This window comes from Acidovorax sp. LjRoot129 (genome assembly GCF_964253765.1).
Taxonomy (GTDB): domain Bacteria; phylum Pseudomonadota; class Gammaproteobacteria; order Burkholderiales; family Burkholderiaceae_C; genus Acidovorax.
The window spans coordinates 176687-201952 of the sequence record NZ_CAXUSE020000002.1 but is presented as its reverse complement, the minus strand read 5'-3'; the positions used below and the strand labels follow the sequence as shown (position 1 = coordinate 201952).

The window sequence follows — 25266 nt, the reverse complement described above, 5'->3', positions numbered from 1 at the left end:
CTGACCAAATCCTGCCTTCGCGGCCAAATGCATCGATAACTGGCACCAATGGATGAAACCGACCACGGTTTGACGCCACGAATCGCAGATTTGAAAGTGAACAGGAAAGTCAATGAAATCAACGATCTACCAACACCACCTCCGCGCCAGTGCTAGCTTTTCGTACCGTCACTTATTGCACTGAAAACGAGGAGACCCCAACGTGGACATCCAGATGCGCACCAATGTGCCGCACATCTTCGCCATCGGCGACATCGTGGGCCAGCCCATGCTGGCGCACAAGGCGGTGCACGAGGCGCATGTGGCGGCGGAAGTGATCGCCGGCGAATTGCAGGGCAACAAGGAACTGGCCAGCGCCGCCTTCAACGCCCGCGTGATCCCCAGCGTGGCCTACACCGACCCCGAAGTGGCCTGGGTGGGCCTGACCGAAGACCAGGCCAAGCAGCAGGGCATCAAGGTCAAGAAGGGCCTGTTCCCCTGGGCGGCCTCGGGCCGCGCCATTGCCAACGGCCGCGACGAAGGCGTCACCAAGCTGCTGTTCGACGACAGCCCCGAAGCAGGATCAGGAGACGGCCATGCTGGCCGGGGCCACGGCAAGATCCTGGGCGGCGGCATGGTCGGCACGCATGCGGGCGACATGATCGGCGAGATCGCCCTGGCCATCGAGATGGGTGCGGACGCTGTCGACATCGGCAAGACCATCCACCCGCATCCGACGCTGGGCGAGAGCATCGGCATGGCGGCGGAAGTGGCGCATGGCAGCTGCACGGATGTGCCGCCTGCGCGCAAGTAAGTCCGCAGCCAAGCTACCCTGACAAGGCCCGAACTGGCGACGGTTCGGGCCTTGTGCTTTGCGTACCCAAACAATCGCCGCAGAATACTGTGCATTTGTACAGTATTCATGTCAGCCACTTCCAAGCCCAAGCTCTACAACCCACGCCACCCCGAACGCACGCTGCTCTACCAAATGGTAGCCGAGCACTACGAGACCTGGCTAGAGTTGGCCAGCGCGGGTCAGTTCGACGGCCAGGGCGACCACCACACCCCCAAGCCCTTCGTGCGCAAAGCGTTTGCCAAGTATCTTGAGTGCGGCATCTTTGCCCATGGCTTTGCCCGCGCTCGCTGCGGCGACTGTGGGCACGACTACTTTGTAGCCTTCTCCTGCAAAGGCCGGGGAGTCTGCCCCTCGTGCACCACGCGGCGGATGGTGGAGACGGCGGCACACCTGAGCGACCACGTTTTCCCCCGCCTGCCGGTGCGCCAGTGGGTGCTCTCCGTGCCCAAGAGGTTGCGGTACTTCATGCAACGCGACGGAGCGGTGCTGAGCATGGTGCTGCGCATCTTTCTGCGGGTGATCGCACAAACTCTGCAGACCCACAGCCCCGGTGCGGCCCATATGGACAAGGCAGGCCTGCACATCGGTGCCATCGCCTTCATTCACCGATTCGGCTCCAGCCTCAATGAACACGTCCACTTCCACGTTTGTGTGGTGGACGGGGTGTTTGAGGAAGTGGAGGGCGAGGGCGATGCTGATGCGACCCCTCGAATCTCATCGCCGGGTGTCATCTTTCACGCGGCCACCGGCATCGATGCGGCTACCGTGGCCCCAGTGCAGACCACACTGCAAAAACGCATCCTGCGCGCCTTCGTTGCTCGGGGCCTGCTGGAGAACTGTGACGCCAAAGACATGCTGGGCTACAAACACAGCGGCTTCTCGGTGGACGCCGGTGTCTGCATCGAAGCCCACGACCGCGCTGCGCTGGAGCGGCTGCTGCGCTATTGCGCGCGTCCACCGTTTTCCATGGAGCGCCTACGCAAAGAGGGAAGCAAACTGGTGTACCGCTGTGCCAAACAGCGCAGCGAGCCCACCAGTGACAAGCGTGGTGCCAAGGCAGATGAGCTGCACCTCACACCGCTGGAACTGATCGACCGCATCGCCGCGCTGGTGCCACCGCCACGCACCCACCGGCACCGCTACTTTGGTGTGCTGGCACCAAACTCGCCGCTGAGAGCGGCGGTAACGGCGCTGGCTCAGCCTGCTGCGTCGCAACCAGCCACGGTGGAGACTGCACAACCTGGCGCGGGCGTACCTGGGGTGGCGGCGCCGGGCAACGCGGCCACACCCACACCCGAACCTGAAGCACGCCCGAAGCGAGCGGCGCATTACTTGTGGGCGGTGCTGATTGCCCGCATCTACGAGGCATTTCCGCTGCTGTGCCCCATGTGCGGTGGGCAGATGCGCATCATTGCCTTCATCACCCACAGCGCCGAAATCCGCCACATCCTGAACCACATCGGGGTGGAGTCTGCCCCCCCGCACATCACCCCGGCACGCGGGCCACCGCTGTGGGAGGGCTGCGACGCGCCGGTGGATGATGGTGCGCAAGGCGAGCCGGATTGGGATCTGGCAGCTCAACCCGACGAGGTAGACCAGCGCGTCAATTGGTGACCCAGTGAAGCGGCGGTATCCATCGCTGCGGGGAAGCAGCTGCGCGCGCGCCAGGCCCAAATGCATACTGCCTCCCAAGCTCTTGCCATTGAGCGGCAAGCGAGCGCTCAACCTTCCTTGGCCGAACGTGTTTCGAGGCCCAAAACTCGTGCCATACTTGGCCTCATGCGGTTGAATTTCCTATCCGTTCGCTGGCTTTGGCTGCTGCTGAAGCCGCCATTGACGACCAGGAATTTTTGCAGAAAACCTATGAAGTGAACTTGAAGGGTTTGGCGCAAATACAAAATGGCTTGAAGTTGCTGGGCCTGGAGTACGTGCCCTCATATGGCAATTTTGTGTTGTTCAGGGCGGGCAGTACGCCAGACGCCGGCATGAAAGTATTTGACGCCCTGCAACGCATGGGTGTCATTGTGCGCCCGGTCAATGGCTACGGCCTGCCGGAGTGGCTGCGTGTCTCCATCGGCTTGCCCCATGAAAACGAAGCATTCTTGACGGCATTGCCCAAGGCGCTGACCGCCATGAAGGCGTCGTAATGGCCAAAGGTATTGTCTTCAATCGCATGCTTGCCATTGGTGTGGGCTTGATTGGTGGATCCATCTGCCTTGCTGCCAGGAAAAAGGGTTTGGTGGGGCATGTGCTGGGTTATTCACGTAAACTGGAAACAGCCCATGAAGCACTTAAACTGGGTATTGTGGATGAATGCATTGCTGGCCCAGGCGACTCAAACGTACGCAATGTGGATGCGGTGGTGTTGTCCATACCCGTTCGTCAGTACAAGCAGGTGCTGACCCAATTTCTGCCATCCTTGCCACCGAATTGCCTGATTTTCGACGCAGGCAGTACCAAGTCGGATGTGGCTGTGATGCTGGACGAGCTTGAAAAACAGTTTCCAGGACTGAAGTCCAGATTTGTATTGGCCCACCCGATTGCGGGCGGTGAGTCGCATGGCCCTGCTGCTGCAGTGGCCAATCTGTTTGAGGGCAAAAATTGCGTGCTGTGTCCGCTGGAACAAACCAGTGCCAGCGGCCAGAAAAAAGTTGAAAATCTGTGGCTGGGCATTGGTGCCAAACTCAGCACCATGAATGCAATGGACCATGATGAAATGTTTGGTGCAGTCAGTCATTTGCCACATTTACTGGCCTTTGCCTATGTGTCCAGCGTGTTGAGCCATCCCAAAGGTGCCGAGTTCATGAAAGAGGGCGGGGCCGGTTATCGAGACTTCACCCGCATTGCAGCCAGTTCACCTGAAATGTGGGCTGATATTTTTCAAAACAACAGCGCGGCCCTCCTCACCATGCTGGGCAAATTCGAGGCCAATATTGCAAGCCTGCGCACGGCCATTGAGAGCGGTGACCGCACCACACTGGAACGAATTCTGGGGCAAGCTGCGGACTACCGTAGCGCCTGGAAACACCATTGATCGCCAAAACTAAGCGGATACATTGTCATGTCAGATTTGAATTTGATCGAATTTCACGCCAGCAGCACCCAACACATGTCGGGTTCGGCGCGTGTGCCAGGCGACAAGTCAATTTCCCACCGGGCTATCATGATGGGCTCGATTGCGGAAGGCACCACCGAGGTGGACGGCTTTCTGGAGGGCGAAGACGCACTGGCCACCATGAATGCATTCCGCGCCCTGGGTGTGAGTATTGAAGGGCCAGATCGCGGCAAGGTGAAAGTGCATGGTGTTGGCATGCATGGCTTGAAAGCCCCGCGCGAGGTGCTGGATTGCGGCAACTCGGGCACGTCCATGCGCCTGATGTCGGGTTTGCTGGCCGGGCAGGATTTTGATTGCATGCTGACTGGCGACGCCAGCCTAGGCAAGCGTCCCATGAAGCGTGTGATCGACCCCCTGGTGCTGATGGGTGCCCGAATTGAAGCGCAGGAAGGCGGTCGCCCGCCCCTGCATGTTCATGGCCGCACCACCTTGCAGGCAATTGATTATGTGCTGCCCATGGCATCGGCCCAAGTGAAGTCTTGCGTATTGCTGGCCGGCCTGTATGCCGAAGGTACCACCACCGTCACCGAGCCGGCTGTTACCCGCGATCACACTGAGCGCATGTTGCGTGGCTTCGGCGTTGAGGTGATCACCGAAGGCCCCAGGGCCAGCGTGAAAGGCGGGCAAATTTTAAAGGCCACAAAAATCGATGTGCCTTCCGATATTTCATCGGCTGCATTTTTCATGGTTGCGGCCTCGATTGCACCCCAAGCCGACATCACCTTGAAACATGTGGGCATGAATCCCACCCGCACCGGTGTGATCGACATTTTGAAATTGATGGGCGCCAACATTGAACTGAGCAACCACGCCGAGGTGGGTGGCGAACCCGTGGCCGATGTGCGAATCCGAAGCGCTGCTTTGAAAGGTATTGAGATTCCGGAGCACTTGGTGCCTTTGGCGATTGATGAATTCCCGGTTTTGTTTGTGGCGGCTGCCAATGCAACAGGGCGCACAGTGCTGACAGGCGCCGAAGAATTGCGTGTAAAGGAATCAGACCGGATCGCCGTGATGGCGCACGGGCTTCAAAAGTGCGGCATTGATGCAGAGCCTACTGAAGACGGCATGATTATTCAAGGAGCGGGCCACCTGGAAGGTGTGCGTTACAAGGCCACCAGCATTGAATCGCAGGGCGACCACCGCATAGCAATGTCATTCAGCGTGGCGGCCATCCGCGCTGAAGGCACCATGGTGATTCATGGCGCACAAACCGTAGACACCTCGTTTCCGGGGTTTGTGGATTTGGCCAATTCCCTGGGCATGCGGGTGCAGTCAGTCCGCAAAGGTTAATGCAATGAACCGCTCAACTTGTCCTGTGATCGCCATTGATGGACCCACCGCGTCGGGTAAAGGCACTGTGGCAGCGTTGGTGGCTGCCGAACTGGGTTTTCATTACCTGGACAGTGGCGCCATTTACCGCGTGTTGGCAGTGGCTGCAGCCCGGCAGGGCTTGAATCCTGAAAATCAGGTCAATTTGCAGCAAATCATCGCCATGGCTGCGAACTTGCCCGTGCAGTTCCAGGGCGACAAAGTACTGCTCAACGGCCACGATGTATCCGAAGCCTGACCAAATCCTGCCTTCGCGGCCAAATGCATCGATAACTGGCACCAATGGATGAAACCGACCACGGTTTGACGCCACGAATCGCAGATTTGAAAGTGAACAGGAAAGTCAATGAAATCAACGATCTACCAACACCACCTCCGCGCCAGTGCTAGCTTTTCGTACCGTCACTTATTGCACTGAAAACGAGGAGACCCCTAATACCCCAGCATGCCGCGGGATGGTCGAGCTTGATGAACTCGATAAATCCAGGAAGGACGCACTTGAGAGAGAGCACCGTACGCGCCGATGGCTCGACTCATTGACACAGGGACATCTGCTGAAAGTCTATCTTCAGGCCTTGGTCCAGAATTGGCAGTGGGGCCGAGCGGGGGTCATATCCGGTCACTTCGTTGAGTTGCATGACATCCACCAGCGACTCGTGGACGTCGGGTTTCCCTATGCCGACGAGAGCGCCCTTGTTGACAACAGTGAGGACCGCATCAAAGTCGATCTTCTGGCGGTTGATACACACGGCTATACCTACTCCGGCATGAGCGTGGCCAAGCTGCTGAAGTTCGATTTGTGTCCGCAGCTGGCAGGCCTGCCCGACCGCAAAATCTGGACGCCACGCTCGATTCAGGTGCCTGAGGCCCTGGAGAAAGTGGCAATTCCCACGATCACCGAAAAAGCCATCCGTGACGGTTGGGATCAAGCGATGCGACTCATTGCCTCAATCAAGTCAGGACGGGTCAGCGTTGCCTGGGCATTGGCTCGCCACGGCAGCGCCGCCGCTGGAGACGACGTGCGCCGCTGTCTCGACCAGTATGGCCGCTTGCTGCGCTCCGTGTTTTTGTGCGACTACTTCACCAATGAGGTGTTCAGGCGAGAGATCCGCACCCTGCTCAATCGTGGCGAATCGGTTCACTTGTTGCAACGCGCCATCTACTACGGGCGCGTCACTGCGGAACGCGGCCGGCGCCGCGATGAACTTAAGTCCATCTCGGGCGCTCACGCGCTGCTCACAAACATGGTGATTGGCTGGAACACGATGAAGTTGCAAGAAACCGTAGACCGACTCAAGGCTGGTGGACAACGCATTGAAGACAACGTTGTTCGGTGCATCGGTCCAGTGCACTTCGGGCATATCAATTTTCGGGGCCTGATGAGCTTTAGCGTTGACCGGTATGCCAGCGTGCTCCTGCGGGGCCAAAACCCGCCAAAACGGTCCCGCGCCAATTGATGTCAAAAACGCATCGCATTTCCGTTTTTAATTTTTTCTTTGCAAAATCGGAAAGCTGCTCTATATGAATCAACAACTTAGCGGTGATAGCCATTTCGTGTTTTCATTTATTTCTTGCAAAACCGGAAAGTAGAGTTAGCGCCGGACATTCGGAAGCCGTGCCGAAACGATCACTTTTCCGCGTTGTGCCACACCATCGAGAAGTGATCCAACCTGGCTCTGAATCAATCCAAAAGCGGGTCGGGTCCTGCCGTGACCTTGATCCTTGCCTTGGTTTCTAGATCGAGATGTATTTCACGAAAGACATTGAAGTCGAGACGTCAAGTGCGCACCGGACGTTGGCGTGAGCCCTGTGAGCCCATTGACCAAAAACAACGACTTGCAAAAAGGCCTGTAAAGCCATGACCGATCATCCACAGCCACCCAGCTGCGATGCGGCACGTCGTTGGCCCAAAGCCAGGCATGACACTCCGCCTGCCGCTCGTATCCAACCAGCGTATCTGGGATGGTCGTTAGATCGCTATATCTAGAGGTGACGCCTTCGATCATGGCGGCTACGTCCGGGGAAAACCTTTGCACAAGAGCCTCAAATGGTTGTTCCAGCCGCCAGGTGCTTGTGATCACCACCTTGCACTCAGGCACCTGCCGTGCCGCATCTTCCAAGAAGGGTAGGCAACAGAAGTGCTTCGACTCATGGCAATGCTCTGGGTGCAAGACGCCATCAAAATCTAGAAACAGGATGGGCACAGCGCTAGTTCAGAATCAGATTTCCAACAGGGAAGAGATTTCTACGAAGTGAGAGAGCCAATGAGACTAGTTGGTCGTGGTCTTTTTAGTCTCATTGGGCGGAAATCGGGGGAATGTCTTCCCGAAAGCGTGTCCCACCCCAAGCCGACTTTGGTCGAGCGTTGCAGCAGTTGCGCGCGGCACGTGGCTTGGTCCAGGAAGACATGTTGGTGGCCACGAGCCGACGACATATCAGTCGCATTGAGCAAGGACATCAAGTACCCAGTGTCCGAACCATTGAGGTGTTGGCCGAGCAGATGCAGATTCATCCATTGACCCTGGTCGCTGCCGCATACTGCCCGGGTCTAGACGCCGCCTCCGTCAATGAGATCCTCCAGACAGTCATTGCGGATTTCAAGGGCTTGGTGTCAGACTAGGCGTGGCATTCCGAATCGGCGTGCTCCTGGGCGTGCTGTACCAGCATTTGTAGGCCTTGTATCAGGCCGGTGCCAATCGGAATGGCATCTTGGCGTTGCAGCATCCGATTGACGATCTCCCGATCCACGGCAGTGCTGAGCAAGCACAGTGCTTCTTGCAAAGTTTCCAGCCCCATTTCCAAGCTGTCTCCTGACCGTTTGGCACCCGCCTTGGTCAGAAGCAATAGGGTGAGCGGTAAGGCAGCGCGAGCGGGATCATGATCTCCACTCCAACCCACGCCAGACAGAAGGTCTCGGAACTGGTTTGACACCACCAAAAGGTGGTTGTCATCCAGCGCATCCGCGCAAGGCCGTCTCTCTGGATTCAGCGATTGAGTGCAAGCGCTCCAGCGCGCTCGCGATGTTGCCCGTCTCAATCTCGCCCTTGGAGATCTCCAACACCAGCAGCGCGTCACCCTGGAAGGCGGCGAGGCCAGCAGCGTCCGTCCTCACTACCGTGGGCTTCAGGCGTTTAAGCATTGAGTTCATCTCCATTCGCAGCCGGTGTGTTGCGCTTCACGTAGGTGGCGCCCGTGCTGAAGAGATCCTTCACTTTGATCTTCACCCCAGAGCGGACGAACTGATACCCCAGGTACTCCATCACTTGCCTGGCCATTGCTCCGGTTACCTGTTTCCAGCGGTCCTGGCGGATGACTTCGCCGAACGCTGCAAGCAGCTGAGGCTGGAGGCCCTCGACGGCAGGCCTACCGAGATAGGTCGCTGTTTCCAGGCGAATAAGAGATTCGGGTGCTGTCATCAATGCCCAGAGGTCTGCGCCCATGGGGGTGTTGGCCAGATCTGAAAAGGAGCCGCTTTTGAAGTTGAGCATGGTGCAGACCAAATTTGTACATGCTCAATCATACATATCAGCCCTGGCATGTACAAAACGGATTTTCCGAAAGATCGATGGCGGACGACAAGCCTATGGACACCGAAGAAATTTAGGTTCACACTGCGCCATCGGGCCGAGGGACACGGCCCGTTTACATTTAACGTTCACTATTTCATAATGATAGTTATGGTGGATTAAATGAGCATCAAAAAATAGAGGCCTCGAAATTCGCCTCTTTTCTCAACGCTTAGTTGTACCGGTTGCCCAGCTGGCAGTGAATTTTGACAATGCATTTTCAATGACCATGGCTCACTCTACGCCCCAATTTCCACAAGCGCAATCCCCCGCCGAAAACGGCCCCATCGCCGAAGCAGGAAAGCTCGCGGCCGTGGATGCTGACGGTGGCCAGCCGCTGGAACCCCCGCAGAGCGCCAAGCCAGCGCCGCGCCGGCGCGGGCGCCCACCAGGTGCGCGTACCAAGATTGCCCATCACAACGCGACGGCCGACGAGTTCGCCATGCTGCGCGCGGTCGCCCAAGGGGTGGATCTCACCGTGGCATCGCGCCAGTATCTGCTGTGGCCAGGTCGCGCGCCCGAGCGCCCAGCCCTGATCAAAAAGTACCAGGAGCTTCTTGACCGCATCGAGGCGGCTGCGCACGGGATCGCTCAGTCGCAGGAGGCCCGCGCTATGGTGAGGGTTCTCAGGGACCACCAGACCATCGTGGTCGATGAGCCGCGCGTTATGGCTGGTGAGCCCGGTGCCCTAAAACCGACCGCGGTGACGCTTGGCGATGCGATGACGACCATGCCGGCGCCGGTGGCGGCACTGGCGCCAAAGCCGCCAACGCTGGAAGAGTTTGCGGCTCAGTTCGACGAGGACATGTTTTCTGAGGCTGAGCTGATCGAGCAGTACGAGGCGCTGCTGCTTGAAACTGCTGCCGCCCTGCCCGACCCTGCAGCCGCCACGGCGCCAAAGCAGGCAGAAATTGCGCTTCCGACCGAGGCGTCGACCACCGTTCTCCCTGTTGAGCCCGCGCACGTGCTAACCGAGGCACGAAGCGCGGCCGAGCGCATGGCGAATGTGCTCCAGGCGATCAACTGGCTCGATGAGCATTTGGGCACCAAGCCCGAACGCGCGCATCGTGTGGAGCAGTGGGTGATCATGTCGGGCGCTCAGATGGAGGCGCTGGGCAAAGCCGGCGTCATCACTGTGGGCAACCTGGTGGACTGGATCTCGTTGAAGGGAGAAAGCTGGTTTGACGACATCCCCGGCTACGGAGCAAAACGAGCGAACAATCTATTGGCCTGGATTCAGCGTTGGAACCTTGCTCCCTCAGCGGGACTTTCCCGGCTCCCTGGTCTCTCCCAGGCCCGAGAGCTGCAGGTCGAAGTCACCAGCGTTCTTTTGCCCTTGGACAAGATGATTTGGCCCGCAGAGCTGGACGGCAAGTATGGAGCGTTTCGCACGCGCGTGGCCAACACGATGAATGCGAACAATGACCGCGAGGCTGTGTCGGCCTGGTTTAAATCCATCAAGGAGAAGTCACCTCACACGCAAGAAGCCTATCGGCGCGCCATCGAGCGTTTGATTCTCTGGGCCGTACATGTGCGCCGGCAAACCTTGTCCTCGCTGGCTCAGGAGGACTTCTTCGATTTCAAGCAGTTTCTGGTAGACCCGCCCGAGGATTGGGTGCAGCAGTCCAAGGGACCAGCCCAAAAGGAAACCTCCAAGTGGAGGCCGTTGCGTGGTCCATTGAACTCGCAGAGCCTGAACGTCACATTTGCCGCCATCCGCTCTATGTTCACGCATTGGGTCGAGTCGAAATACATCACCGCCAACGCGAGCCTGGCCGTGCACGGCCAAAAGCGCGACGAGGAGACTATGGATGTGTTCCGTTCGTTCACCGAGGCTGACCTGCAGGTGGTCGGTGCGACGTTCGCAGAACTTCCGGAGGGCCCCGCGAAACGGCGGCTTCGCGCGTTGTTCCGTCTTATCGAAAACGCGGGCTTGCGGCGGGCGGAGGTGGCACAGGCGCGATGGTCGCACGTGCAAACTGACCGCGAACTCGATCACGGGTCCGAGTCCCGCGTGCTGGAGGTCTTGGGCAAGGGAAAACGCAAACGCAGGGTTCCCTTGAACGCTGCCACGATGGAAGCGCTTCGCGAGCATCGTGCGGATCGAGAAGAGCTGATGGCGCAAGGCAAGCTCAGCCTGTTCAAACAAGTTAAGCCCGCGGACCAGCCGCTGATAGGTGTGCTCGACGACCGGTGGATCTCGGCCAAGGACAAGAAGCTGGCCATCAAACGCGCAGATCAAGCTGTGCGAAGGAACGCGGCGCTGCCGACCATCGAGATCGAGCGCGTGGCGCAGGCCGGCAAGCTGAAATACACAGTCAATGAGCACGGCGCCTTGTCCAGTCACATGCTCTATCACGTGCTCAAGGGATTTTTTGCGATGTGTTCTGTCGCTGCCGGTGAAAGATCAGGCGAAGCGGACGGCCCTTTCATGCGCGCATCGACCCATTGGCTCCGACACACCTACGCCCACAAGGCGCTGGTAGCGACCGGGGGAGATCTGAGCATTGTCAAAGAGCTGATGGGACACAAGAACATCAACACCACGGCCATCTATGTGAAGGCGAACCTGGGGGACCGCATCAAGGCGGTGGACAAACTCAAGACCAGCGTGTGACGGAACAGCGAGTTTCGGCACTGTCGCGTGGACTGCCCGCATTGCTCATAAAGCGGGCAAGGTACTTGAGCTCAACAGTGGCGCGATTCTTCGCCCCAAAAGGGCATGTTATCCACAGAAACCTGGGATATCTCTGCGAAGAAGATCGGTATATCCAATGGGGCGCGCGAGCCCCAACGATACAGACCGCGATGGCTGTCGGTCGATCATTGAAGTTCGTCAGCGAAAAGGGAGGGCTGCTTCACATAGACCCCGCGCAACGAAGGCTTGGGGAGGTCCACCGACGGAACGTCATCGCGCTGGTTGCGGATCTGCGACCTAACATCGTCTGGTAGGTAGTCGATGAGGTGGTACAGGCCTTTGGAGTTTTTGAGCCCCGCACGCTTCACAACTTCCTCGACTGGTACGCGGTCGTGAAGCCAGAACACGAGGCGCGTATTCCGGATGATCTGGGGACCAAGACGCGCGGGTGGTGGTTGGCCAGCGGCCTCAGCAGCAGAAATCAGGTGCTTGCGAACGAGCACCAGCAAGTTTTCGTCTGTCATCGCCCCGCCCCGTCGCGAACTGAAGACCACGTCGCTCTTCGAGTGTCCCGCGTCAAGTGCGCGAACTTCTATCCACTCTTGCAGTGCCGTGCGGAGGTTGTCGCTCAGCGGAAGTCGGCGTTGCCACTTCACATCCTCGCCATCGACCTCAAGATAGCCCCCCGAACCTGTCCATGGGTCTCTCAGAACAACACGATCCAGAGTGAGGCCACGAACCTCAGAGGGCGTGAGCCCGAGCTCAAACAGGGTGAGTAAAAGTGCGCGGTTTCGCCAAGGAAGGGGCCCATCTTCCTCATCCGTGACTGCCAAGGCCTTTTGGGCTTGACTCCACACATGCGAGGTCATGACTGCCCCGATGGGTTTCTCGGGAAGGGGTTTATCTACCATTTCCGCCGCAGGGTTGGTGCTCACCCAGCCCTTGTCGACGGCGAATGAATAAATACGCTCCAACAGCCTCCAGTAGCGCCGCTTTGTTATCTCGCTGACCCCTGCATCTTTCTTGCGCTCTTTAACGGCATTATTCAAAAAGCTTTCGATATCCACCGGGGAGACGCTTTGCCAATGAATGGGGGGTCGAGGAACCTTCAAGCCCTCGCCACCGAGGAATTTTTTCCATGTGTTCCAAAAATGGCCGTAGAACTCCCCGTTATCGATGGGCGCACGGTCTGTAGCCGAGCTGTGAGCTAGCCACGCATCGAATAACTCATCTGCAGTGATGCTATCCATATTTCAATGCTGATCTTTAAGAGGCAATTGTAATTTGTTTGTTCCGAATTGCCAATTCAACAATTGACAAATACTGCTTTGGGCGAGGAGCGTCGTCCTATTTCCCGGCCTCTTGGAACTGAGACTCAAGCCATTGTCGAATGGCTCCTCAGGCAGATGGCTGGTATACAAAAAAGATGCCGTTTGCCGTTTGCTAAAGCGGAAATATCACGAAAATTCAAAGTACAAGCTCTATTCTGATGACATTCTTCATCTGCGCTATGGCCTCGGCATGTAATCCAAATGACTGCGAATGTAGCGTTCGCGCAGGAAGGATAAGTGAAGACGGAAAATAAAAAAGCCCCGAGCACACCATAAATGGTGGGATCGGGGCTTATGCCGTAGGGCAATGATGCTCAGAAAAACGGAGCAGACTAAAACAAGGCCGATTGGCTCTCATCCAGAAGGGAACAGCGAGCCTTCAGCTCCTTCACGGAGCCCTGGCCAGGTCGAAGGCTCGAAGACAACGCCTCAAAGGTGTCTTTGCGCAAGCCCTTGCTTGCAGCCCGCTCTATTGCGTGCTTGATGCTGAGTGCATCTGTTTCCATCCCAACCACTGACGAGCCCCGTTTGCCTTTCAGCACGATGCTCTCTGGTGAGTTGGATTCGTGGACACAGACGTTTGTGCAACGCTTGTGATCGTTGAAAACCAAGGTTCCGAGCTGCATGCCTTTTTGAAGGTGGCACAGATCTGCAGCTGCTCGCTTTACGCTCTCATAACGCTGCATGGCGCCAAAGCACTTTCCTGCGAAATACACGTCGTAAGCGAAATCACCTCCATCGACATTTGTTGTGCAGCGTGCAAGAAGCTCAGCACTGACGCCCAGCTTGGTACTCGCAAACGCAACAATATCCGAGGTGTAGAAAAGCCCCGTCCGTTTCGCGGACGCGTACACGTCGAGGAGAGCCTGCTGACGTGGGCTAGGACGATAACCACCCGCTTCACTGCCACGCCAGTCCTCGTAAGGGCTGTCAGGGAGGTAGTAGGTTTGGCTCATGAAAATCTCCAATACAAGGAGCGGGTGAGCACCCAACGGGTGCTACACCCGCAGGGTTAAAGAATGACCCCCAAAGGGGTCTTGGAGCCCCATGAAGGGCTAGATCAGGGCGGCCGCCCAAGCAGGCACGCGTTCGGCGGGTACATGCGCTCTCAGGCCATCTGCATCTTTCACAAGAACAAGCTCCAGCTCATACGAGTTATCGAAGAGCCAGGCGTGATCAAAAAGTGCAAGTGCTTCAGGCAGGATTTCGTGTGTCCTGCGGTAGCGGGCCTCGATCTTCACGGGGTCAACTGAATGACCTCCATGTTGGACGCGAGCTGCTACCCGGTCCACATTGATCTGAGGATCGGCGGTGGTCACGAAGAACAAGCTCATCCGGAATCCACGCGAGCGTGCATCCTTGAAGAGCTTGAACCACCGTGTACGGTCAGACATGACCGTTTCTGTAGTGAACGAGACCCCTTGGGCCAACAAAGACCAGCGCATTTCCTCCGCTGCGATAGCGGCTTGAAACTGCATTGCCTCTGTGGCCATCTTCAAACCACTGTCACTGGCCAGTCGAGCCGCGATATCGTCTGCATTGACAAGAATGCCAATGCGCGACTGTGACGCGAGCGTCTTGGTCAGTGTGGATTTCCCGGAACCGTTAGGTCCGGCAAAAACTGTGAGGAGAGGGGGTTCTTTGTGTCCGCTACGACGCGCGGACATTGCTGCTCCGAACGTTCACGAGCTCAAGGAGACGTGGGTCCGAGGCATCGAGCTTCTGAACACGACCATCTATGAGAACGGTTGTGCTTACACCCGCTTCGATGTTCTCTGCAACGGCGTCTCTACCGGCTTGCTTGGCAATTGCTGCCAGCTGGTCAGTAGTCAAACCGAAAGCAGTTGCGCGTGCTTTGCTCATGCGATGAAGGGTAAATCGTTTGGGTTTCCTGGTCAAGGTCAACCCTGCTGCAAAGCGATGGTTCATTTGGTACTCCTCTAAACGAAAGAGGGGCACCAAGCCCACGATGGGGTAGTGCCCCACGGGGTTGGTGTTAGATCTTGTCTGCAGCGAAATGCATCAGAAGATCGCTATTGGGAAACGCTTCTTTAGCCCGCTCCACCGCCAGCTCGGGACTGGTTGCGGAGCATTCAAAGTCGAACGTCTCACCGTTTTGCTTAGCATCGGCAAAAACTGCGACATGCCGGCGAGCATCTGAATCCGATGGTGCTTGATCTTGTGGATCAGGCGCCAGGTTTGCAGACACTTCGTTTGTCGTCACCCGCTTTCCATCGCGCACCTTACGCATCAGCGCCAACATGCGGCGACCGTGTGGCACGGAGGATATCGGGGTGGCCATCCATGAAAACACACCATCGAAGCGGAGGTCCTGAGCTTCGAAAAAGCGCTCCTTCGATTCGTTAATGATCTCCCGAATCGAAGCGAGATCCCATTCCGTTGGGGTGTTGTTTTCGATGATTTCTGCAAGCTTGAAGCCGACAAAATCCAATCCGGATGGTTCTGCAACGGCCTCGAAGTAGGCGCCGAAGTCATGGGATTCGCGTTGCTTGGTGAACGCAATACCCGGTTTCTCGGTATGGAACACAAAGGTGCGCCGCAGCTGATTGATATAGGCAGCGATTTCGATCCGCGAATCCTCTCGGAAAAACACGTCACCAATAGATGCGCAGTCTTCGTCACAAGGCGTTGGGCCAAGGAAATATGTCATTTTTGAACCTTACTTTGATGTCGCAAGGTTCACCCGCAAGGGATGTTCCTTGCGGTTGGGAAGCCCCACTGATGAGGGGATGAAAAAACCTCGCATTACGCGGGGTAGAGTTATGTTGATTGCCGGGTGGCGCGGTCAACTCCGCTTCAAACCAGGGCGCTAAGCCAAGGCGATGAATCTGCTTTTCGCAGGACTCAAGAGAGCCCTCTGAAAAGCCCTCCAATTTCTCGGAGGGTAGAAAAGCGGCAGAAACCCACCCAAAGGTGAGCCTCTGCTGCCAAGCGATCACATACACAACGCAAGTTGAGCCTGTGGCGCTGATTGATCCTGGATGGAGTCGAAGGGCTTGATGCCCAAATCGTCCTGTACCAGTGTCAATGCGCGAGTCATTTTTTCGGCATCACTCGCTGTTTCGTCATCTCGCCTGTTCACATTGAGCAAATAGACTGGATGCGAAGCGTAGGAGCTCGATTTCCGATACTCCTTGAGATAAGCCTCTGTGTGCTTTTCGGCTTCCTCATATTGGCGTTGGAAATCATCGTTGGCTTGGTCCATTTCTGGAGGCAGCCACTGGCGCATCTTTCCCACGTACCGGTTCAAGCGCTCCACAACTTCCTGAGATTTCGGGAAGAAGTGAATGGTCCCCTTCCCGGGGTAATAGCGCAGACCGAAGAACTCGGTTTCGAGTCGTTTCCCATGCGATGCTTCGACCATGTTTGCATCCACAGATAGGCATTCGCGCAGCCCGTCACCAGCTTCCGTTGGGCGCCCATGGAGCAGTCGAAAAACCTTGTCGATATCGCCAAGAACCTGCCCCGCGCTATACGAGAGTCTGGTCCGTGTGTACTCATGCTGCATGAGCGGCAAGATGAAGCGTGTGCGTTTGATGCGCATCGCCATTCCCTTGTGCTTCTCGTTCGACTTCCACGACCTGTAAAAGGTGCAGTTGTCGCTGTCCCGCTGCATGATCATGTCGAACAGCCCAAGAACCATGTCAGCGTTGATAGAGTCCATGCTCTCCATCAGCCCCGCAAAGAACCCGTGAATGTTCACCTTTGAGAACTCCAGTTTGGAGATCGTTTTGAACTGGGCCTCTACGTTGCGCTGAGCAGAGCTTGAGAGTTTATTGAGAAGCTGAGTTGAGCGTAGCACTTGAGCCCACGCGCGTTCACGCATGGCCACCAGGTGTTCCTCATATCCCTGCCTTATCAAGCTCTCTACCGAAGGGGCAGGCTCGCGTGCGAGCCCGTCCAACCCTTTGGATTGCATCTCCTCAAAAGTGCGTCCGAGCCTTTGTTTCGCGGCCTCGAACACAGCATTTGATTCGCTGTACTGTCTCGCTGCTTTCACAGCGATTTCGTAGTCCATCACAACCCGATCCACGAAGTTCATTGGCAGGGCCAATGCGCTCAGCAGATGCGTGTCAGGTTCATTGGCCGCCTTGTACTCATCCGGCTTTAGGCCGTCGAGGATCGACTCCATATTCACCGCGTGCTCCGCCTCCTTTCGAAGGTAGACCAATGCGATTTCAACCGGTGTCTCCCGCTCAACCCCCTCACCCATGAATTGGTCCGCCAGGTACTCAACCGAACCGTGCATTTCAATCAGTTTTGCGAGGTACTGCCTTTCGACGGTATAGGGATTGCGCAAGGTCTCCGCATTCAAGATACAGCCGATCTCCCCTGCGTACAGGATCTTCCAAGCGTGCAGCAGGTGACGCGCTCCATCCGCAAACGGAGGGTTGGCCACTATGTGTGAGTACACGACCGCGCTCTGCATCTGCAGAAAGTCATGCCCGACAACCTGCGCACCTAGCTCTTGAAGCAATGGATGCTTCTGCGCGTTGATCTCGCAGGCGTGCCACTTCACGGTACGGCGATAGGACCGCGATCCATACCGATCCTTCGCGCTCCTCATATGCCTGCGGAGTTCTGACAGATCTTCATCGGCATCGTTGTCCGGCACCTCCGGAAAGTATTCCTCGTACGCAGTGATCATGTGGCCTTCACCCGCATGAGGTTCGAGTACACATTGAACGGGTGTGACGAACTTCGACCACAGCTTCTTGGCCAAGTGCTGGGGAGTTGGATAAAACTGAATGTCCATACTGGTTCTCCAATGAAAATTGAGGAACCAGCCCCACGAGGGAACTTGGTTCCCCAGTGGGTTGAAATGAAAGCCTTACAGCGTTGAGACTTCAGCTGCCGGCGCCGTTGCACTTCGCATTGCGCTTGCCGCCTTGTCCATCCGCATCAACCGCTCATTGAGCGATTGGCAGGCTGTTTCTAGCGATGTGCACAGCACTCGTGAAGACGGTACAAACGGATCTCCCTCAAACGACACTACGCCGCCTGTTGAGACCCCCACGCGCAGATCGTGGCCGCGGATCGTGAGAGTGGCGTACTGCCACTTGAAGGAAGCACTCTGTTCCCAGCTGCTTCGCTGCGCACCGTAGGTCAGCTGATCAACGATCCGCTTCGCTTCGTCGCGTTGCTGCGACTGGTGCTGTTTGAACGCATCCCGAATCCGATGCATACCCCAGCCTTTCGGCATGTGGTCGGCGATCAATTCTGGCTGGCTGTCTCTGATCCCTTCAAGGCACTGAAGCATCGCCTGAGTAGCAACGGTGAGGTTGCGGTCTGCGGAGGCTTCAAGTTCGGTGGGGGTGTTATTCATGGTGCTTGCTCCTTTGAGAGACAGGCACCGGCCCATAGGGCAGCGGGTGCCCGTCAGGGTTGGTGTACCGATTCCTCGGATGAATTGCTCTTTGTCTTTCGACAGGCGAGCGGGCCTATGACCATCAGCATTACGCTGGTGGAGTCAATTTTGATTTTCTTGAGCCCCCTGCCCTTAAGGGACTCAAGAAAACCACCACACGAGGGACGTGTGGAGGTCGAAGTCAGCATGCGTCGCTTGGTTCGCCACAAACTGAAGTGCAAGGCCGCTATGTCAGCGCTGCAGCAAGATGCTTCGCGCTTTCAGTCATGGACCGGATCAGCGCCTCAGCCGTTTGGACGGCTTTCTGCTTTTCAGGAAGATCCTGGTTCTCTGCCTTCTCATAGAGCCCTTCTGCCAGTCCAGTTTCGATATCTTCGACATGGGTCGAAGCGCATGCGACGAGGATGGCCAGCGCCTGCTGATCAATAGTGATCAATTGCGTGGCTGTGGTGTGGTTGTCGGTCATGGGAATCCTCTCGGAAATCACCGAACACCCGCCCATTGGGCGGTGCGCCCGGATGGGTTATAAAAAATGCCCAGATGGTTCAGGGCGGTCGGGGATCAGCTTTGCTCGGAGAGCGCCACTTCTGTTTTCTGGATGAACTCTTGAACTTGGCGCATGCCGGCGCTGCTGACACTCCATTGCGGAATGCCACCGTCCAATGACAAGCCCCATGGGAAGGAGCCTTCGAGGATCGTTTTGCAGTAGTACCGGCTCACGAACTGACCAAGCTGTCCAAACGATATGTCTTGCTGCCTGGCGTCATAGAACTCCACCAGGGGGGAGTCCTCATCATGTGTCAAGCAGTTGTCGCGGCCATAGGCATCTCCCATGCGCACGATGCGGACGTTGAAGTGTCCGATTTGAGTAGTGCTTTGATAGATGCGGTTGTGAAGCAGTGTTTCGTTCGACATTGTTCGTCTCCTGAGGGATGACGGGCACCCTGCCGCAAGGGCACGGATGCCCGAATGGGTGGGTGAAATCAGATCCCGTAGTGGGCTCTGACAATGCGGCGACGTTCTGCGTAGCATCGACCTAAGGTCAGTTCCGTGGGGGAGGAGCTGACGAGGTTTCGAAGCGCGGCTGAACGCAAGATAACGCTGTAGCGATCCTTGTTGCGAGCGATCTCGATCAACGCGTGAGGGGGCTGGCTGTATGTTTCGCGGATCAGCGCGATGAAGCGCTGCTCCCTTTGAGGCTTGACGAACATACCCACTACCAGGCGCTGCTGGAGTTGATGTCACCATCGTCTTCAGGATCGAAATCGCAGTAGACCGGATCTGGTTGCCAGCCCTGGTGCGATTCATACTGGATCACCCTGCCCCGCTCCGGACAGCTCGTCACGGAGTAGGCACGGATGTCGCCTCGTGCAAGGGCCTTAGAGGCTTCTTGATGAGCCTGGACGTACGCGCAGGGGAAGTCCTGCGCCGGCAGGCCTCTCATGAGCTTTCCGTACACGCGAATTCGCTTGCGCTCGGTAAGCACGCGCTTTGCGACTTTGGAACGGAGTGCATTGGCCTCTTCGCAGCGGAAGGGGCGCAACATGCGAAACTGGCTGGCTGCAGGAGAAAGCCCGATATGGGTCTCTCCGCCACCACTGTCGCTCAGTACGAGGGCGGCGAACTTCGCAGTCACGCAATGTGCCCGATAGGTCGGGCGGTTTTGGTAGTCCTGAAAGTCCAAGCCATGGGCCTGGAACCAGTAACGACTTTTCATGATGTGCTCCTAGCAAAAGCGCAGAGCACATGCCCCTACGGGGAATAGCGCCCCGCAAAGGTTGATGTTTAACAGGGCAAGCCCCGTTTGAAATGGCCAGTTTTTTGACTCGTGGCCACGAGTTATGAGGATGAAGGATTACCCAACATCGAACAAAGCTTCTTTGTCCAAGCTACTGGATGAACCAGGGCCTGGGCAAAACTTCCTTGTCGCGGCACACGGTTGAAGGCGTGTCAGCCTCAATGATATTGCATTCTGCGGGGGGGGGGGTAGATGGTACTTTACAACCCCCTGCCACAACCAGGCGCCATCGGGCTCCGATGAGGTTTCAACTTCGCGGCTCAGCCGCACGACGACAAAAGCGGACTTATGCTGCTGAAGCAAGCGCAAGTCGCGGGATATGCGCAGCGGCCGACTTCTCAGCGCAAGGGTAGGCCTCTACCCGTCGGATCGGCTCAAGAGTGCAAGATCCTGTGGCATCCTCAGCCTATCGGGGATTCCCTCCATTACTGAGGCATTGCATACATGGCCGTTTATCAAACCGCCTTCCGTGAAGAGATTGCTCGCATAGTGCGCAAGGAAACAAAAGACGAATTTCAGAGACTGCGGAAGACGGTGACGTCTCACCGCTCGGAAATCGCGGTTCTCAAGCGTGAGAACCTGGTGCTGCGTGCCGCAATCAAGAATTTGGCCAGGGCTGTGCCGGCTCCAGAAGCCTCCACGGTATCTGCAGAGGCCCCAGCTCGAAGCACCCGCCCGTTTTCTCCAACAGTCCTCATCAAGAAGCGTGAAGCGCTTGGGTTCAACCAGCTGCAGATGGCAGCGCTCGTGGGCGTCGCACCCATCTCGCTACGGCGCTGGGAAGCTGGCCAAGCGGTTCCACGAGCCAAGCAGCTTGCCCAGATTCGGGCAGTTATGGCAGTAGGTAAGAAGGAAGCGCTCAATCGGGTGGGCGCGCCATCCTAGCTAGCCTTGTCGAACTGCACCAGCTGTGGGTCGACGTTGATCCCAAAGTGGTCACGCATCTTTCCGCAGAACAGGAGCCAGTCGCTTTCTGTAGGTGGTTCATGGGTGCAGTAGATGCATTGGCCCGCACCCTGCAGCTGCTCCTCGACCGATCTGTGAATGTCTAGACCGAAGCGTTTCGAGAATCTACCTACTGTTGATCCCGATATGTCGTGAATCCATACGGTTCCTCCGTCCTGGCTCACCTGGACCTGCCATTCAGACAAGTCCTCATGCGGAGTTACCTTAGTCAAAGGTCGGGTCCACAATGTAGGAACCGCATCGCCCTGCAACAGCGACTGGCGTCGTCCGCAAAGCCATGAACGCCGTGCGAAAGCTGATCTTCCTACTGGCGAGCAGTGAGATGACGTTCATTCCGTAACGTGCGTATTGGACGGGGGTGAGCATGTCAATCAATCTGTTTTTAGAATTTTGGCGCAGAGGCTTTCTCGCATTTGTAAACCGGTGGAGGCCCAGCGTACGAAACTCCTTCTACGAGCCACTGGTATGAGCCAGTGATCCTGTTCAAAGCGTGGCTTTCGTACTCAACCTTTCCTTGTCGTACTCGCGCCCTATCCCATTTGATCTGCGACTCATCGATGGTTGCAGGTGCTCCGTCGACGGTGCGTTTATCAAGATCAAGCTGAAGCACCACATCCATAAGCGGGAGACCCTGCGCAGTCTTCCCTTTGCAAACGAGCGTTGCCACATCGGCCGCGCCGGACGGCACCGTGTATGCCAGAGAGCATACAAACACAGCGACACGCATAGTCAGTGCCCTATTCGTCACGTTGGAGGGCGGCCTCTATGACCTTAGCACCCAGCTGGCGGGTGTTCAATTCGTTTCCAGAGCCATTCAATTCGCTGACACCCAGCAATTCTGCGAGCATACGCAGGACAGGCTTTGCCGGCGTGATCTGGAGGCCATCCTTCATAACAGTGATGGTTGTGCTTTCGTCTTGCAGGATCTCATATCCCTCATAGGTGGCAGATACAGTCATACCTGAAGCGGCTGCAACCTCGATTTGAATCGGGGCCGAGGGCATTAGGTCCAATATGCTCGATATCGCAAGCTGTAGTTGTTCCCCCCAGCGTTTCGTGAGGGCCAGGGTTCGTCCATCGCGTTTGAGGAGCATGGAGTCTTGGGTGAAGTACCCGGTACCGGAATGCTTGGTCAGCGCGAGTAGTTCTTGCTCAGACAAATCTCCTTCGGCAGACAGGAAGAGCGATTGATTTTTGAATGGAATAGCCTTCGTGATCGCATCGACAGTGATCCCCTCGCGAAAAGCAGCTCGGACAAGTTCGTAGACGACCCGGCGCCCCGCCAGGTTGGAAAAGACCTGATTACCGACCGTCAGATTGAACCTGGTTGTGTTGCGCTCCGAGGACCGCGCCTCCGCCTGTGCCATCTCCTTTTCACGGATGGCCACTTGGTACTGTGCCGCTTCTGGCAGCGGGATCACTTGTTGGACATCGAGAAGCATCCTGCCTCCGAGGACGTGAGGGCGCATTTGAACGCATCGGAGATCCAAGCCCTGTTTGTTGAGCCACAGGACAGCTGTCGTGAGTTCTTGGCCAAAGGATGCTGCGGCTAGGACAATCCGCACTTCTTCATGAATGGCCACCCGACCCTCGTCAACGCGCAGAAAGTCGCGAATCGCCTGTTCTGGATCACCTGTCGACCCGATGCTTGCCAAATACTTCCGGTGGGCCTCCACGGCTTGATCGAAGACCATCGTGCTGACCATTGCAGCGTAGCGCAGCGCCTGCAGCTCCATGTGGGCACCATCATCACGCTTTAACTCAACTACGACGAGCTTTGCGTCCTCATCAAGGCATAGCAAGTCGATGCGGCGGTTAGCACCGACCCAGTCACCGAACTCCTCAGCAATCACCATTGTCCTGACGCCGGGGGTAATTGCAGAGATCTGGGCTCGCAGTGCTTTTTGCAAATGGGTTCGCTCATAGACGCCCATGCTTGCGAAACTCGTGACTGGGATTGAGGTGAGAGTGCTCTCACTGCTCATTTCAAAAAGTGCCATATGGATCGACGACCTCAGATCTGACAATTGGCCCCGCGTAATGGGCACTGCGACGCGGCCATCGGGAGCGGTTGGCTTGCCGCCCTGCAGAACAGAGCGAACGCACTTGATGAACGCCTTCGTTACTTCTTCCGTTTGGAATTGTGCTTCTGGATGGCTAACTTAAGTTCCTGGACAAGTCGCCGAGCATCTGCTTGATAGGTTTTGCAGTTCTCTGCAACTTCTACGGGGCTGTCTTTGAAAAGGCGGATCTGTTCCATTTCAAGTTTTGCATAGGCCCCGATTTTTTTCGCGAGAAATTCCGGGTAGTCATCCAGCAATAAATCGGATGTCCGTATATATTGCAGGAATGCCACCTCCGTATCTATCGCTGGTAGATAGCTGTTGGTTTCTGATACAGACATGCAAGCACGCAACTGGCCGATGAGGGTGGTGGCGGGCGTAATCTGTGATTCAACGTCGGCACGAGTAATCGTCGCGAATGAAAGCGTTGGAGCAGCAGCGATGGACAAAACGAGCACGGATCGAATAGCAGATCTGACGTTTATGAACCCACTCATTGCTCTGATGCCTCATCTTTAGGTTGCGTTTCAGACTTCCAAACTACGAGCATGTGACTCATCCATTCAGGACCGACTCGATCAACTGCATAGGGTATCGAGTCGCCTGGGCAAAGCTCGCGCATGCGACCTGAGGCCAGAGCCACATACAGGCGCTCTCCCGTAGAAAGTACACCGGTTCGCTCGTAATTTCCCGACCATGCCTCTCGGGCAATTTGGTCCAAGTGTTCAAGTTGGGACATCGGATTTACTTATTTAAGGCCTTAGAGATCTTACCCAGCAGAAGCCAGCAAGGAAGAATCCAGCAAAACAAAATAACCGCCAAACGGCCGTACCACGGGAGAGGATCTAGCAACAGCCATTCAAAGCTTGAGATAAGGAGTACGACTGCGACCATGAACACTGATGCTGCAGCGGAATTAAAACGCAGTTTATTCCTGCGGCTTGCTCTTGACGCTGCGACAGGTGGGGTCATTGCCATGGGGAAGTCTTGGATATCAATTATTCAAGAGATTTAAAATTTGTTGATAACGGAAGAAAAGCCAGGTTCGTCTGGATCGATATTAAGTTCATCAGTCCCGTTGCTGCAGATTCCATCTTTGCTCCAGGCTTTATTGATGGTCCCCATGCCAGGCGTGATAACAGTGCCATGAATAGCCTGCTGCAAATCGTCAAGATCAATCTCGTAAATTGTTGCATCCAAACCGTCGCGGGTTTTAACTTTAATCGGGGGTGAAATTGAAATCTTGGTCATTTAAAACTTTCTGAACTTATGAAGACTACTGCATTAATAAGATAACCGCCTATGATTTTATATTATGCATACTACTAACCAACTCAAGTTAGAATAAGTCCATAGCCTTTTCACTGAGCAGCTAGGAGAAAAGCATCTTCAGCCGCCATATAGTGCTGACGAGAAATGTAACTTGCATTCTCTGCTGCGTGAAGAGCAGCCGCGACTTGGGGGCTGTTAGCAAATACTGTTGTCTTGAGCTCGTGAATAAAAGCGCGTTCCTGTGCGCTAGCTGGAACAACGCCCCAGGTCCAAAGCCCCAGCCAAATGACAGCGCATGTTCCCATGGTCATCAGGCCCGTCAGGAAAATCCGATCTCGGAGAGTCCCTTTGCTCGCCCTCTTGCGCTCTTGCATCGCATAGATCAGTTGTGCGTCGAGTGCCCGCTCTGATAATGAAATGGCCGAGTCATCTTGGGAGGAGACTCGGGTGTTTTCGGCCCCCCCGATGAGTAGGCAGGCCCCATACCAAACTGCAGATATGCCAAGCACAAACCCAGCGGCTGGCAGCACGTTGGTCACAAATACAGAAACCATCGAAAGATCGTCCATCAGGCTTGCCTCCTATTCCAAGTCGATTGATTCGCATGCCAAAAGCGTGGTGCGCACGCAATCCCTTGCCTGCATCGACAGGCGCTCATTTGCTGCCAGGACTTGGGCGCCATGCCAAACAGTTGCTTGCAACGCTTTACGGGCCATCTGAGCGCGTTTGGTAGCGCGTGTTGCCAACTCCAAGGCGAACGCCTGCCTACGCGCATGAGCAGCCGCAAGCGCAGCCTCAAAATTCCTGCCATCCAAACCGCCATTTGCAGCAATATCAGCGGCCAATTCGTTTAAGTAGGCTACTTCGTTCATAGACATCTCTAGCGCGCTCACGATTTTATCTTTCCATGATCTGTCCTTCTGGATTCGGTACTGCAGCTGATGACACTACAGAACGACCAGTG

At 56.2% G+C, this 25266-nt stretch carries 29 protein-coding genes and 1 pseudogene; 11 read left to right on the top strand and 19 right to left on the bottom strand.

All coding sequences use genetic code 11. The features are described from left to right. Positions 1-187: 187 nt before the first annotated feature. From ACSQ3Q_RS25560 to ACSQ3Q_RS25530, 7 genes and pseudogenes are all read left to right on the top strand, one after another. Positions 188-793: pseudogene (locus tag ACSQ3Q_RS25560) on the top strand (FAD-dependent oxidoreductase); the annotation flags it as partial. Between the two features lie 108 nt (positions 794-901). After that, positions 902-2449, top strand: a complete 1548-nt coding sequence (locus ACSQ3Q_RS25555; protein WP_011117152.1) for an IS91-like element ISPps1 family transposase — start codon at positions 902-904, stop codon at positions 2447-2449. Positions 2450-2646: 197 nt separating this feature from the next. Next, on the top strand, positions 2647-2982 hold the full coding sequence (locus ACSQ3Q_RS25550; protein ID WP_436137278.1) for an aminotransferase class I/II-fold pyridoxal phosphate-dependent enzyme: 336 nt from the start codon (positions 2647-2649) through the stop codon (positions 2980-2982). Beyond that, the gene (locus tag ACSQ3Q_RS25545) at positions 2982-3869 is read left to right on the top strand and encodes a prephenate dehydrogenase (RefSeq protein ID WP_436137277.1); all 888 of its coding nucleotides are present in this window, start codon (positions 2982-2984) and stop codon (positions 3867-3869) included. The genes ACSQ3Q_RS25550 and ACSQ3Q_RS25545 overlap by 1 nt, the downstream gene beginning before the upstream one ends. A 27-nt stretch (positions 3870-3896) precedes the next feature. Continuing rightward, positions 3897-5240 (top strand): 3-phosphoshikimate 1-carboxyvinyltransferase, encoded by a 1344-nt coding sequence (gene aroA / locus ACSQ3Q_RS25540; protein ID WP_436137276.1) that lies wholly within the window; start codon positions 3897-3899, stop codon positions 5238-5240. Between the two features lie 4 nt (positions 5241-5244). Further along, positions 5245-5517: a (d)CMP kinase gene (locus tag ACSQ3Q_RS25535; RefSeq protein ID WP_436137275.1), complete on the top strand. Its 273-nt coding sequence runs from the start codon at positions 5245-5247 to the stop codon at positions 5515-5517. Positions 5518-5734: 217 nt separating this feature from the next. Further along, positions 5735-6736 carry a Tn3 family transposase gene (locus ACSQ3Q_RS25530; RefSeq protein ID WP_436137274.1) on the top strand — a complete coding sequence of 334 codons (1002 nt, stop codon included), beginning with the start codon at positions 5735-5737 and terminating at the stop codon, positions 6734-6736. Positions 6737-7030: 294 nt separating this feature from the next. Here the strand turns inward: ACSQ3Q_RS25530 and ACSQ3Q_RS25525 are convergent, their stop codons facing one another. After that, positions 7031-7483 carry an HAD domain-containing protein gene (locus ACSQ3Q_RS25525; protein WP_436137273.1) on the bottom strand — a complete coding sequence of 151 codons (453 nt, stop codon included), beginning with the start codon at positions 7481-7483 and terminating at the stop codon, positions 7031-7033. 113 nt (positions 7484-7596) lie between these two features. Between ACSQ3Q_RS25525 and ACSQ3Q_RS25520 the strand changes: the two genes are divergently transcribed. Beyond that, positions 7597-7899, top strand: a complete 303-nt coding sequence (locus ACSQ3Q_RS25520) for a helix-turn-helix domain-containing protein (RefSeq protein ID WP_436137272.1) — start codon at positions 7597-7599, stop codon at positions 7897-7899. Here the strand turns inward: ACSQ3Q_RS25520 and ACSQ3Q_RS25515 are convergent. The 3 genes from ACSQ3Q_RS25515 to ACSQ3Q_RS25505 form a co-directional block, all read right to left on the bottom strand. Continuing rightward, on the bottom strand, positions 7896-8081 hold the full coding sequence (locus tag ACSQ3Q_RS25515; RefSeq protein ID WP_436137271.1) for a hypothetical protein: 186 nt from the start codon (positions 8079-8081) through the stop codon (positions 7896-7898). The two genes, ACSQ3Q_RS25520 and ACSQ3Q_RS25515, sit on opposite strands and share 4 nt — an antisense overlap. 145 nt (positions 8082-8226) lie before the next feature. Further along, a complete protein-coding gene (locus ACSQ3Q_RS25510; RefSeq protein ID WP_436137270.1) occupies positions 8227-8418 on the bottom strand; it encodes a hypothetical protein in 192 nt (63 codons plus the stop codon). Beyond that, positions 8411-8767, bottom strand: coding sequence for a hypothetical protein (locus ACSQ3Q_RS25505; protein ID WP_436137269.1), 357 nt, complete (start codon positions 8765-8767; stop codon positions 8411-8413). Before ACSQ3Q_RS25505 ends, ACSQ3Q_RS25510 begins: the two co-directional genes overlap by 8 nt. 301 nt (positions 8768-9068) lie before the next feature. On the opposite strand from ACSQ3Q_RS25505, the gene ACSQ3Q_RS25500 reads away from it, so the two are divergent. Next, the gene (locus ACSQ3Q_RS25500; RefSeq protein ID WP_436137268.1) at positions 9069-11462 is read left to right on the top strand and encodes a tyrosine-type recombinase/integrase; all 2394 of its coding nucleotides are present in this window, start codon (positions 9069-9071) and stop codon (positions 11460-11462) included. Positions 11463-11668: 206 nt separating this feature from the next. Here ACSQ3Q_RS25500 and ACSQ3Q_RS25495 read toward each other — a convergent pair whose 3' ends face one another. From ACSQ3Q_RS25495 to ACSQ3Q_RS25450, 10 genes are all read right to left on the bottom strand, one after another. Then, a complete protein-coding gene (locus ACSQ3Q_RS25495) occupies positions 11669-12733 on the bottom strand; it encodes a tyrosine-type recombinase/integrase (protein WP_436137267.1) in 1065 nt (354 codons plus the stop codon). A 413-nt stretch (positions 12734-13146) separates the two neighbouring features. Continuing rightward, positions 13147-13770 carry a hypothetical protein gene (locus ACSQ3Q_RS25490; RefSeq protein WP_436137266.1) on the bottom strand — a complete coding sequence of 208 codons (624 nt, stop codon included), beginning with the start codon at positions 13768-13770 and terminating at the stop codon, positions 13147-13149. Between the two features lie 99 nt (positions 13771-13869). Beyond that, entirely contained in the window at positions 13870-14481 is a 612-nt protein-coding gene (locus tag ACSQ3Q_RS25485; RefSeq protein WP_436137265.1) for an AAA family ATPase, read from the bottom strand. Beyond that, on the bottom strand, positions 14465-14743 hold the full coding sequence (locus tag ACSQ3Q_RS25480; RefSeq protein ID WP_436137264.1) for a hypothetical protein: 279 nt from the start codon (positions 14741-14743) through the stop codon (positions 14465-14467). Before ACSQ3Q_RS25480 ends, ACSQ3Q_RS25485 begins: the two co-directional genes overlap by 17 nt. A 67-nt stretch (positions 14744-14810) precedes the next feature. After that, positions 14811-15485, bottom strand: a complete 675-nt coding sequence (locus tag ACSQ3Q_RS25475) for a hypothetical protein (RefSeq protein WP_436137263.1) — start codon at positions 15483-15485, stop codon at positions 14811-14813. Positions 15486-15770: 285 nt separating this feature from the next. Continuing rightward, a complete protein-coding gene (locus ACSQ3Q_RS25470) occupies positions 15771-17591 on the bottom strand; it encodes a DUF4942 domain-containing protein (protein ID WP_436137262.1) in 1821 nt (606 codons plus the stop codon). Between the two features lie 75 nt (positions 17592-17666). After that, a complete protein-coding gene (locus tag ACSQ3Q_RS25465; RefSeq protein ID WP_436137261.1) occupies positions 17667-18161 on the bottom strand; it encodes a hypothetical protein in 495 nt (164 codons plus the stop codon). Positions 18162-18429: 268 nt separating this feature from the next. After that, a complete protein-coding gene (locus tag ACSQ3Q_RS25460) occupies positions 18430-18669 on the bottom strand; it encodes a hypothetical protein (protein ID WP_436137260.1) in 240 nt (79 codons plus the stop codon). A 95-nt stretch (positions 18670-18764) separates the two neighbouring features. Continuing rightward, positions 18765-19118, bottom strand: a complete 354-nt coding sequence (locus tag ACSQ3Q_RS25455; protein ID WP_436137259.1) for a hypothetical protein — start codon at positions 19116-19118, stop codon at positions 18765-18767. Positions 19119-19419: 301 nt separating this feature from the next. Then, positions 19420-19920 (bottom strand): hypothetical protein, encoded by a 501-nt coding sequence (locus ACSQ3Q_RS25450; RefSeq protein ID WP_436137258.1) that lies wholly within the window; start codon positions 19918-19920, stop codon positions 19420-19422. Positions 19921-20445: 525 nt separating this feature from the next. Between ACSQ3Q_RS25450 and ACSQ3Q_RS25445 the strand changes: the two genes are divergently transcribed. Next, positions 20446-20886, top strand: a complete 441-nt coding sequence (locus tag ACSQ3Q_RS25445; RefSeq protein ID WP_436137257.1) for a helix-turn-helix domain-containing protein — start codon at positions 20446-20448, stop codon at positions 20884-20886. An 818-nt stretch (positions 20887-21704) separates the two neighbouring features. On the opposite strand, the gene ACSQ3Q_RS25440 is transcribed toward ACSQ3Q_RS25445, so the two are convergent. Next, positions 21705-22967, bottom strand: coding sequence for a hypothetical protein (locus tag ACSQ3Q_RS25440; RefSeq protein WP_436137256.1), 1263 nt, complete (start codon positions 22965-22967; stop codon positions 21705-21707). Positions 22968-23089: 122 nt separating this feature from the next. Next, the gene (locus ACSQ3Q_RS25435) at positions 23090-23488 is read right to left on the bottom strand and encodes a hypothetical protein (protein WP_436137255.1); all 399 of its coding nucleotides are present in this window, start codon (positions 23486-23488) and stop codon (positions 23090-23092) included. Between the two features lie 434 nt (positions 23489-23922). On the opposite strand from ACSQ3Q_RS25435, the gene ACSQ3Q_RS25430 reads away from it, so the two are divergent. Next, complete coding sequence (locus tag ACSQ3Q_RS25430; protein WP_436137254.1) at positions 23923-24045, top strand: hypothetical protein; 123 nt, start codon at positions 23923-23925, stop codon at positions 24043-24045. On the opposite strand, the gene ACSQ3Q_RS25425 is transcribed toward ACSQ3Q_RS25430, so the two are convergent. The 3 genes from ACSQ3Q_RS25425 to ACSQ3Q_RS25415 all read right to left on the bottom strand — a co-directional run bounded on the left by ACSQ3Q_RS25425 (position 24042) and on the right by ACSQ3Q_RS25415 (position 25174). After that, on the bottom strand, positions 24042-24281 hold the full coding sequence (locus ACSQ3Q_RS25425) for a hypothetical protein (RefSeq protein ID WP_436137253.1): 240 nt from the start codon (positions 24279-24281) through the stop codon (positions 24042-24044). The genes ACSQ3Q_RS25430 and ACSQ3Q_RS25425 overlap by 4 nt on opposite strands. 110 nt (positions 24282-24391) lie before the next feature. After that, the gene (locus ACSQ3Q_RS25420) at positions 24392-24871 is read right to left on the bottom strand and encodes a hypothetical protein (RefSeq protein ID WP_436137252.1); all 480 of its coding nucleotides are present in this window, start codon (positions 24869-24871) and stop codon (positions 24392-24394) included. Between the two features lie 12 nt (positions 24872-24883). Then, positions 24884-25174 (bottom strand): hypothetical protein, encoded by a 291-nt coding sequence (locus ACSQ3Q_RS25415; RefSeq protein ID WP_436137251.1) that lies wholly within the window; start codon positions 25172-25174, stop codon positions 24884-24886. Between the last annotated feature and the right edge of the window lie 92 nt (positions 25175-25266).

What these genes read in the sequence shown, in the direction of transcription:
- ACSQ3Q_RS25420 (WP_436137252.1), bottom strand. Translation starts at nt 24,871, where the DNA reads ATGGACGATCTTTCGATGGTTTCTGTATTTGTGACCAACGTGCTGCCA.
- ACSQ3Q_RS25520 (WP_436137272.1), top strand. Translation starts at nt 7,597, where the DNA reads ATGTCTTCCCGAAAGCGTGTCCCACCCCAAGCCGACTTTGGTCGAGCG.
- ACSQ3Q_RS25475 (WP_436137263.1), bottom strand. Translation starts at nt 15,485, where the DNA reads ATGACATATTTCCTTGGCCCAACGCCTTGTGACGAAGACTGCGCATCT.
- ACSQ3Q_RS25530 (WP_436137274.1), top strand. Translation starts at nt 5,735, where the DNA reads ATGGTCGAGCTTGATGAACTCGATAAATCCAGGAAGGACGCACTTGAG.
- ACSQ3Q_RS25545 (WP_436137277.1), top strand. Translation starts at nt 2,982, where the DNA reads ATGGCCAAAGGTATTGTCTTCAATCGCATGCTTGCCATTGGTGTGGGC.
- ACSQ3Q_RS25470 (WP_436137262.1), bottom strand. Translation starts at nt 17,591, where the DNA reads ATGGACATTCAGTTTTATCCAACTCCCCAGCACTTGGCCAAGAAGCTG.
- ACSQ3Q_RS25455 (WP_436137259.1), bottom strand. Translation starts at nt 19,118, where the DNA reads ATGTCGAACGAAACACTGCTTCACAACCGCATCTATCAAAGCACTACT.
- ACSQ3Q_RS25500 (WP_436137268.1), top strand. Translation starts at nt 9,069, where the DNA reads ATGACCATGGCTCACTCTACGCCCCAATTTCCACAAGCGCAATCCCCC.
- ACSQ3Q_RS25440 (WP_436137256.1), bottom strand. Translation starts at nt 22,967, where the DNA reads ATGGCACTTTTTGAAATGAGCAGTGAGAGCACTCTCACCTCAATCCCA.
- aroA (WP_436137276.1), top strand. Translation starts at nt 3,897, where the DNA reads ATGTCAGATTTGAATTTGATCGAATTTCACGCCAGCAGCACCCAACAC.
- ACSQ3Q_RS25415 (WP_436137251.1), bottom strand. Translation starts at nt 25,174, where the DNA reads ATGAACGAAGTAGCCTACTTAAACGAATTGGCCGCTGATATTGCTGCA.
- ACSQ3Q_RS25450 (WP_436137258.1), bottom strand. Translation starts at nt 19,920, where the DNA reads ATGAAAAGTCGTTACTGGTTCCAGGCCCATGGCTTGGACTTTCAGGAC.
- ACSQ3Q_RS25535 (WP_436137275.1), top strand. Translation starts at nt 5,245, where the DNA reads ATGAACCGCTCAACTTGTCCTGTGATCGCCATTGATGGACCCACCGCG.
- ACSQ3Q_RS25425 (WP_436137253.1), bottom strand. Translation starts at nt 24,281, where the DNA reads ATGACCAAGATTTCAATTTCACCCCCGATTAAAGTTAAAACCCGCGAC.
- ACSQ3Q_RS25430 (WP_436137254.1), top strand. Translation starts at nt 23,923, where the DNA reads ATGAACACTGATGCTGCAGCGGAATTAAAACGCAGTTTATTCCTGCGG.
- ACSQ3Q_RS25480 (WP_436137264.1), bottom strand. Translation starts at nt 14,743, where the DNA reads ATGAACCATCGCTTTGCAGCAGGGTTGACCTTGACCAGGAAACCCAAA.
- ACSQ3Q_RS25490 (WP_436137266.1), bottom strand. Translation starts at nt 13,770, where the DNA reads ATGAGCCAAACCTACTACCTCCCTGACAGCCCTTACGAGGACTGGCGT.
- ACSQ3Q_RS25510 (WP_436137270.1), bottom strand. Translation starts at nt 8,418, where the DNA reads ATGCTTAAACGCCTGAAGCCCACGGTAGTGAGGACGGACGCTGCTGGC.
- ACSQ3Q_RS25460 (WP_436137260.1), bottom strand. Translation starts at nt 18,669, where the DNA reads ATGACCGACAACCACACCACAGCCACGCAATTGATCACTATTGATCAG.
- ACSQ3Q_RS25485 (WP_436137265.1), bottom strand. Translation starts at nt 14,481, where the DNA reads ATGTCCGCGCGTCGTAGCGGACACAAAGAACCCCCTCTCCTCACAGTT.
- ACSQ3Q_RS25465 (WP_436137261.1), bottom strand. Translation starts at nt 18,161, where the DNA reads ATGAATAACACCCCCACCGAACTTGAAGCCTCCGCAGACCGCAACCTC.
- ACSQ3Q_RS25445 (WP_436137257.1), top strand. Translation starts at nt 20,446, where the DNA reads ATGGCCGTTTATCAAACCGCCTTCCGTGAAGAGATTGCTCGCATAGTG.
- ACSQ3Q_RS25505 (WP_436137269.1), bottom strand. Translation starts at nt 8,767, where the DNA reads ATGCTCAACTTCAAAAGCGGCTCCTTTTCAGATCTGGCCAACACCCCC.
- ACSQ3Q_RS25555 (WP_011117152.1), top strand. Translation starts at nt 902, where the DNA reads ATGTCAGCCACTTCCAAGCCCAAGCTCTACAACCCACGCCACCCCGAA.
- ACSQ3Q_RS25495 (WP_436137267.1), bottom strand. Translation starts at nt 12,733, where the DNA reads ATGGATAGCATCACTGCAGATGAGTTATTCGATGCGTGGCTAGCTCAC.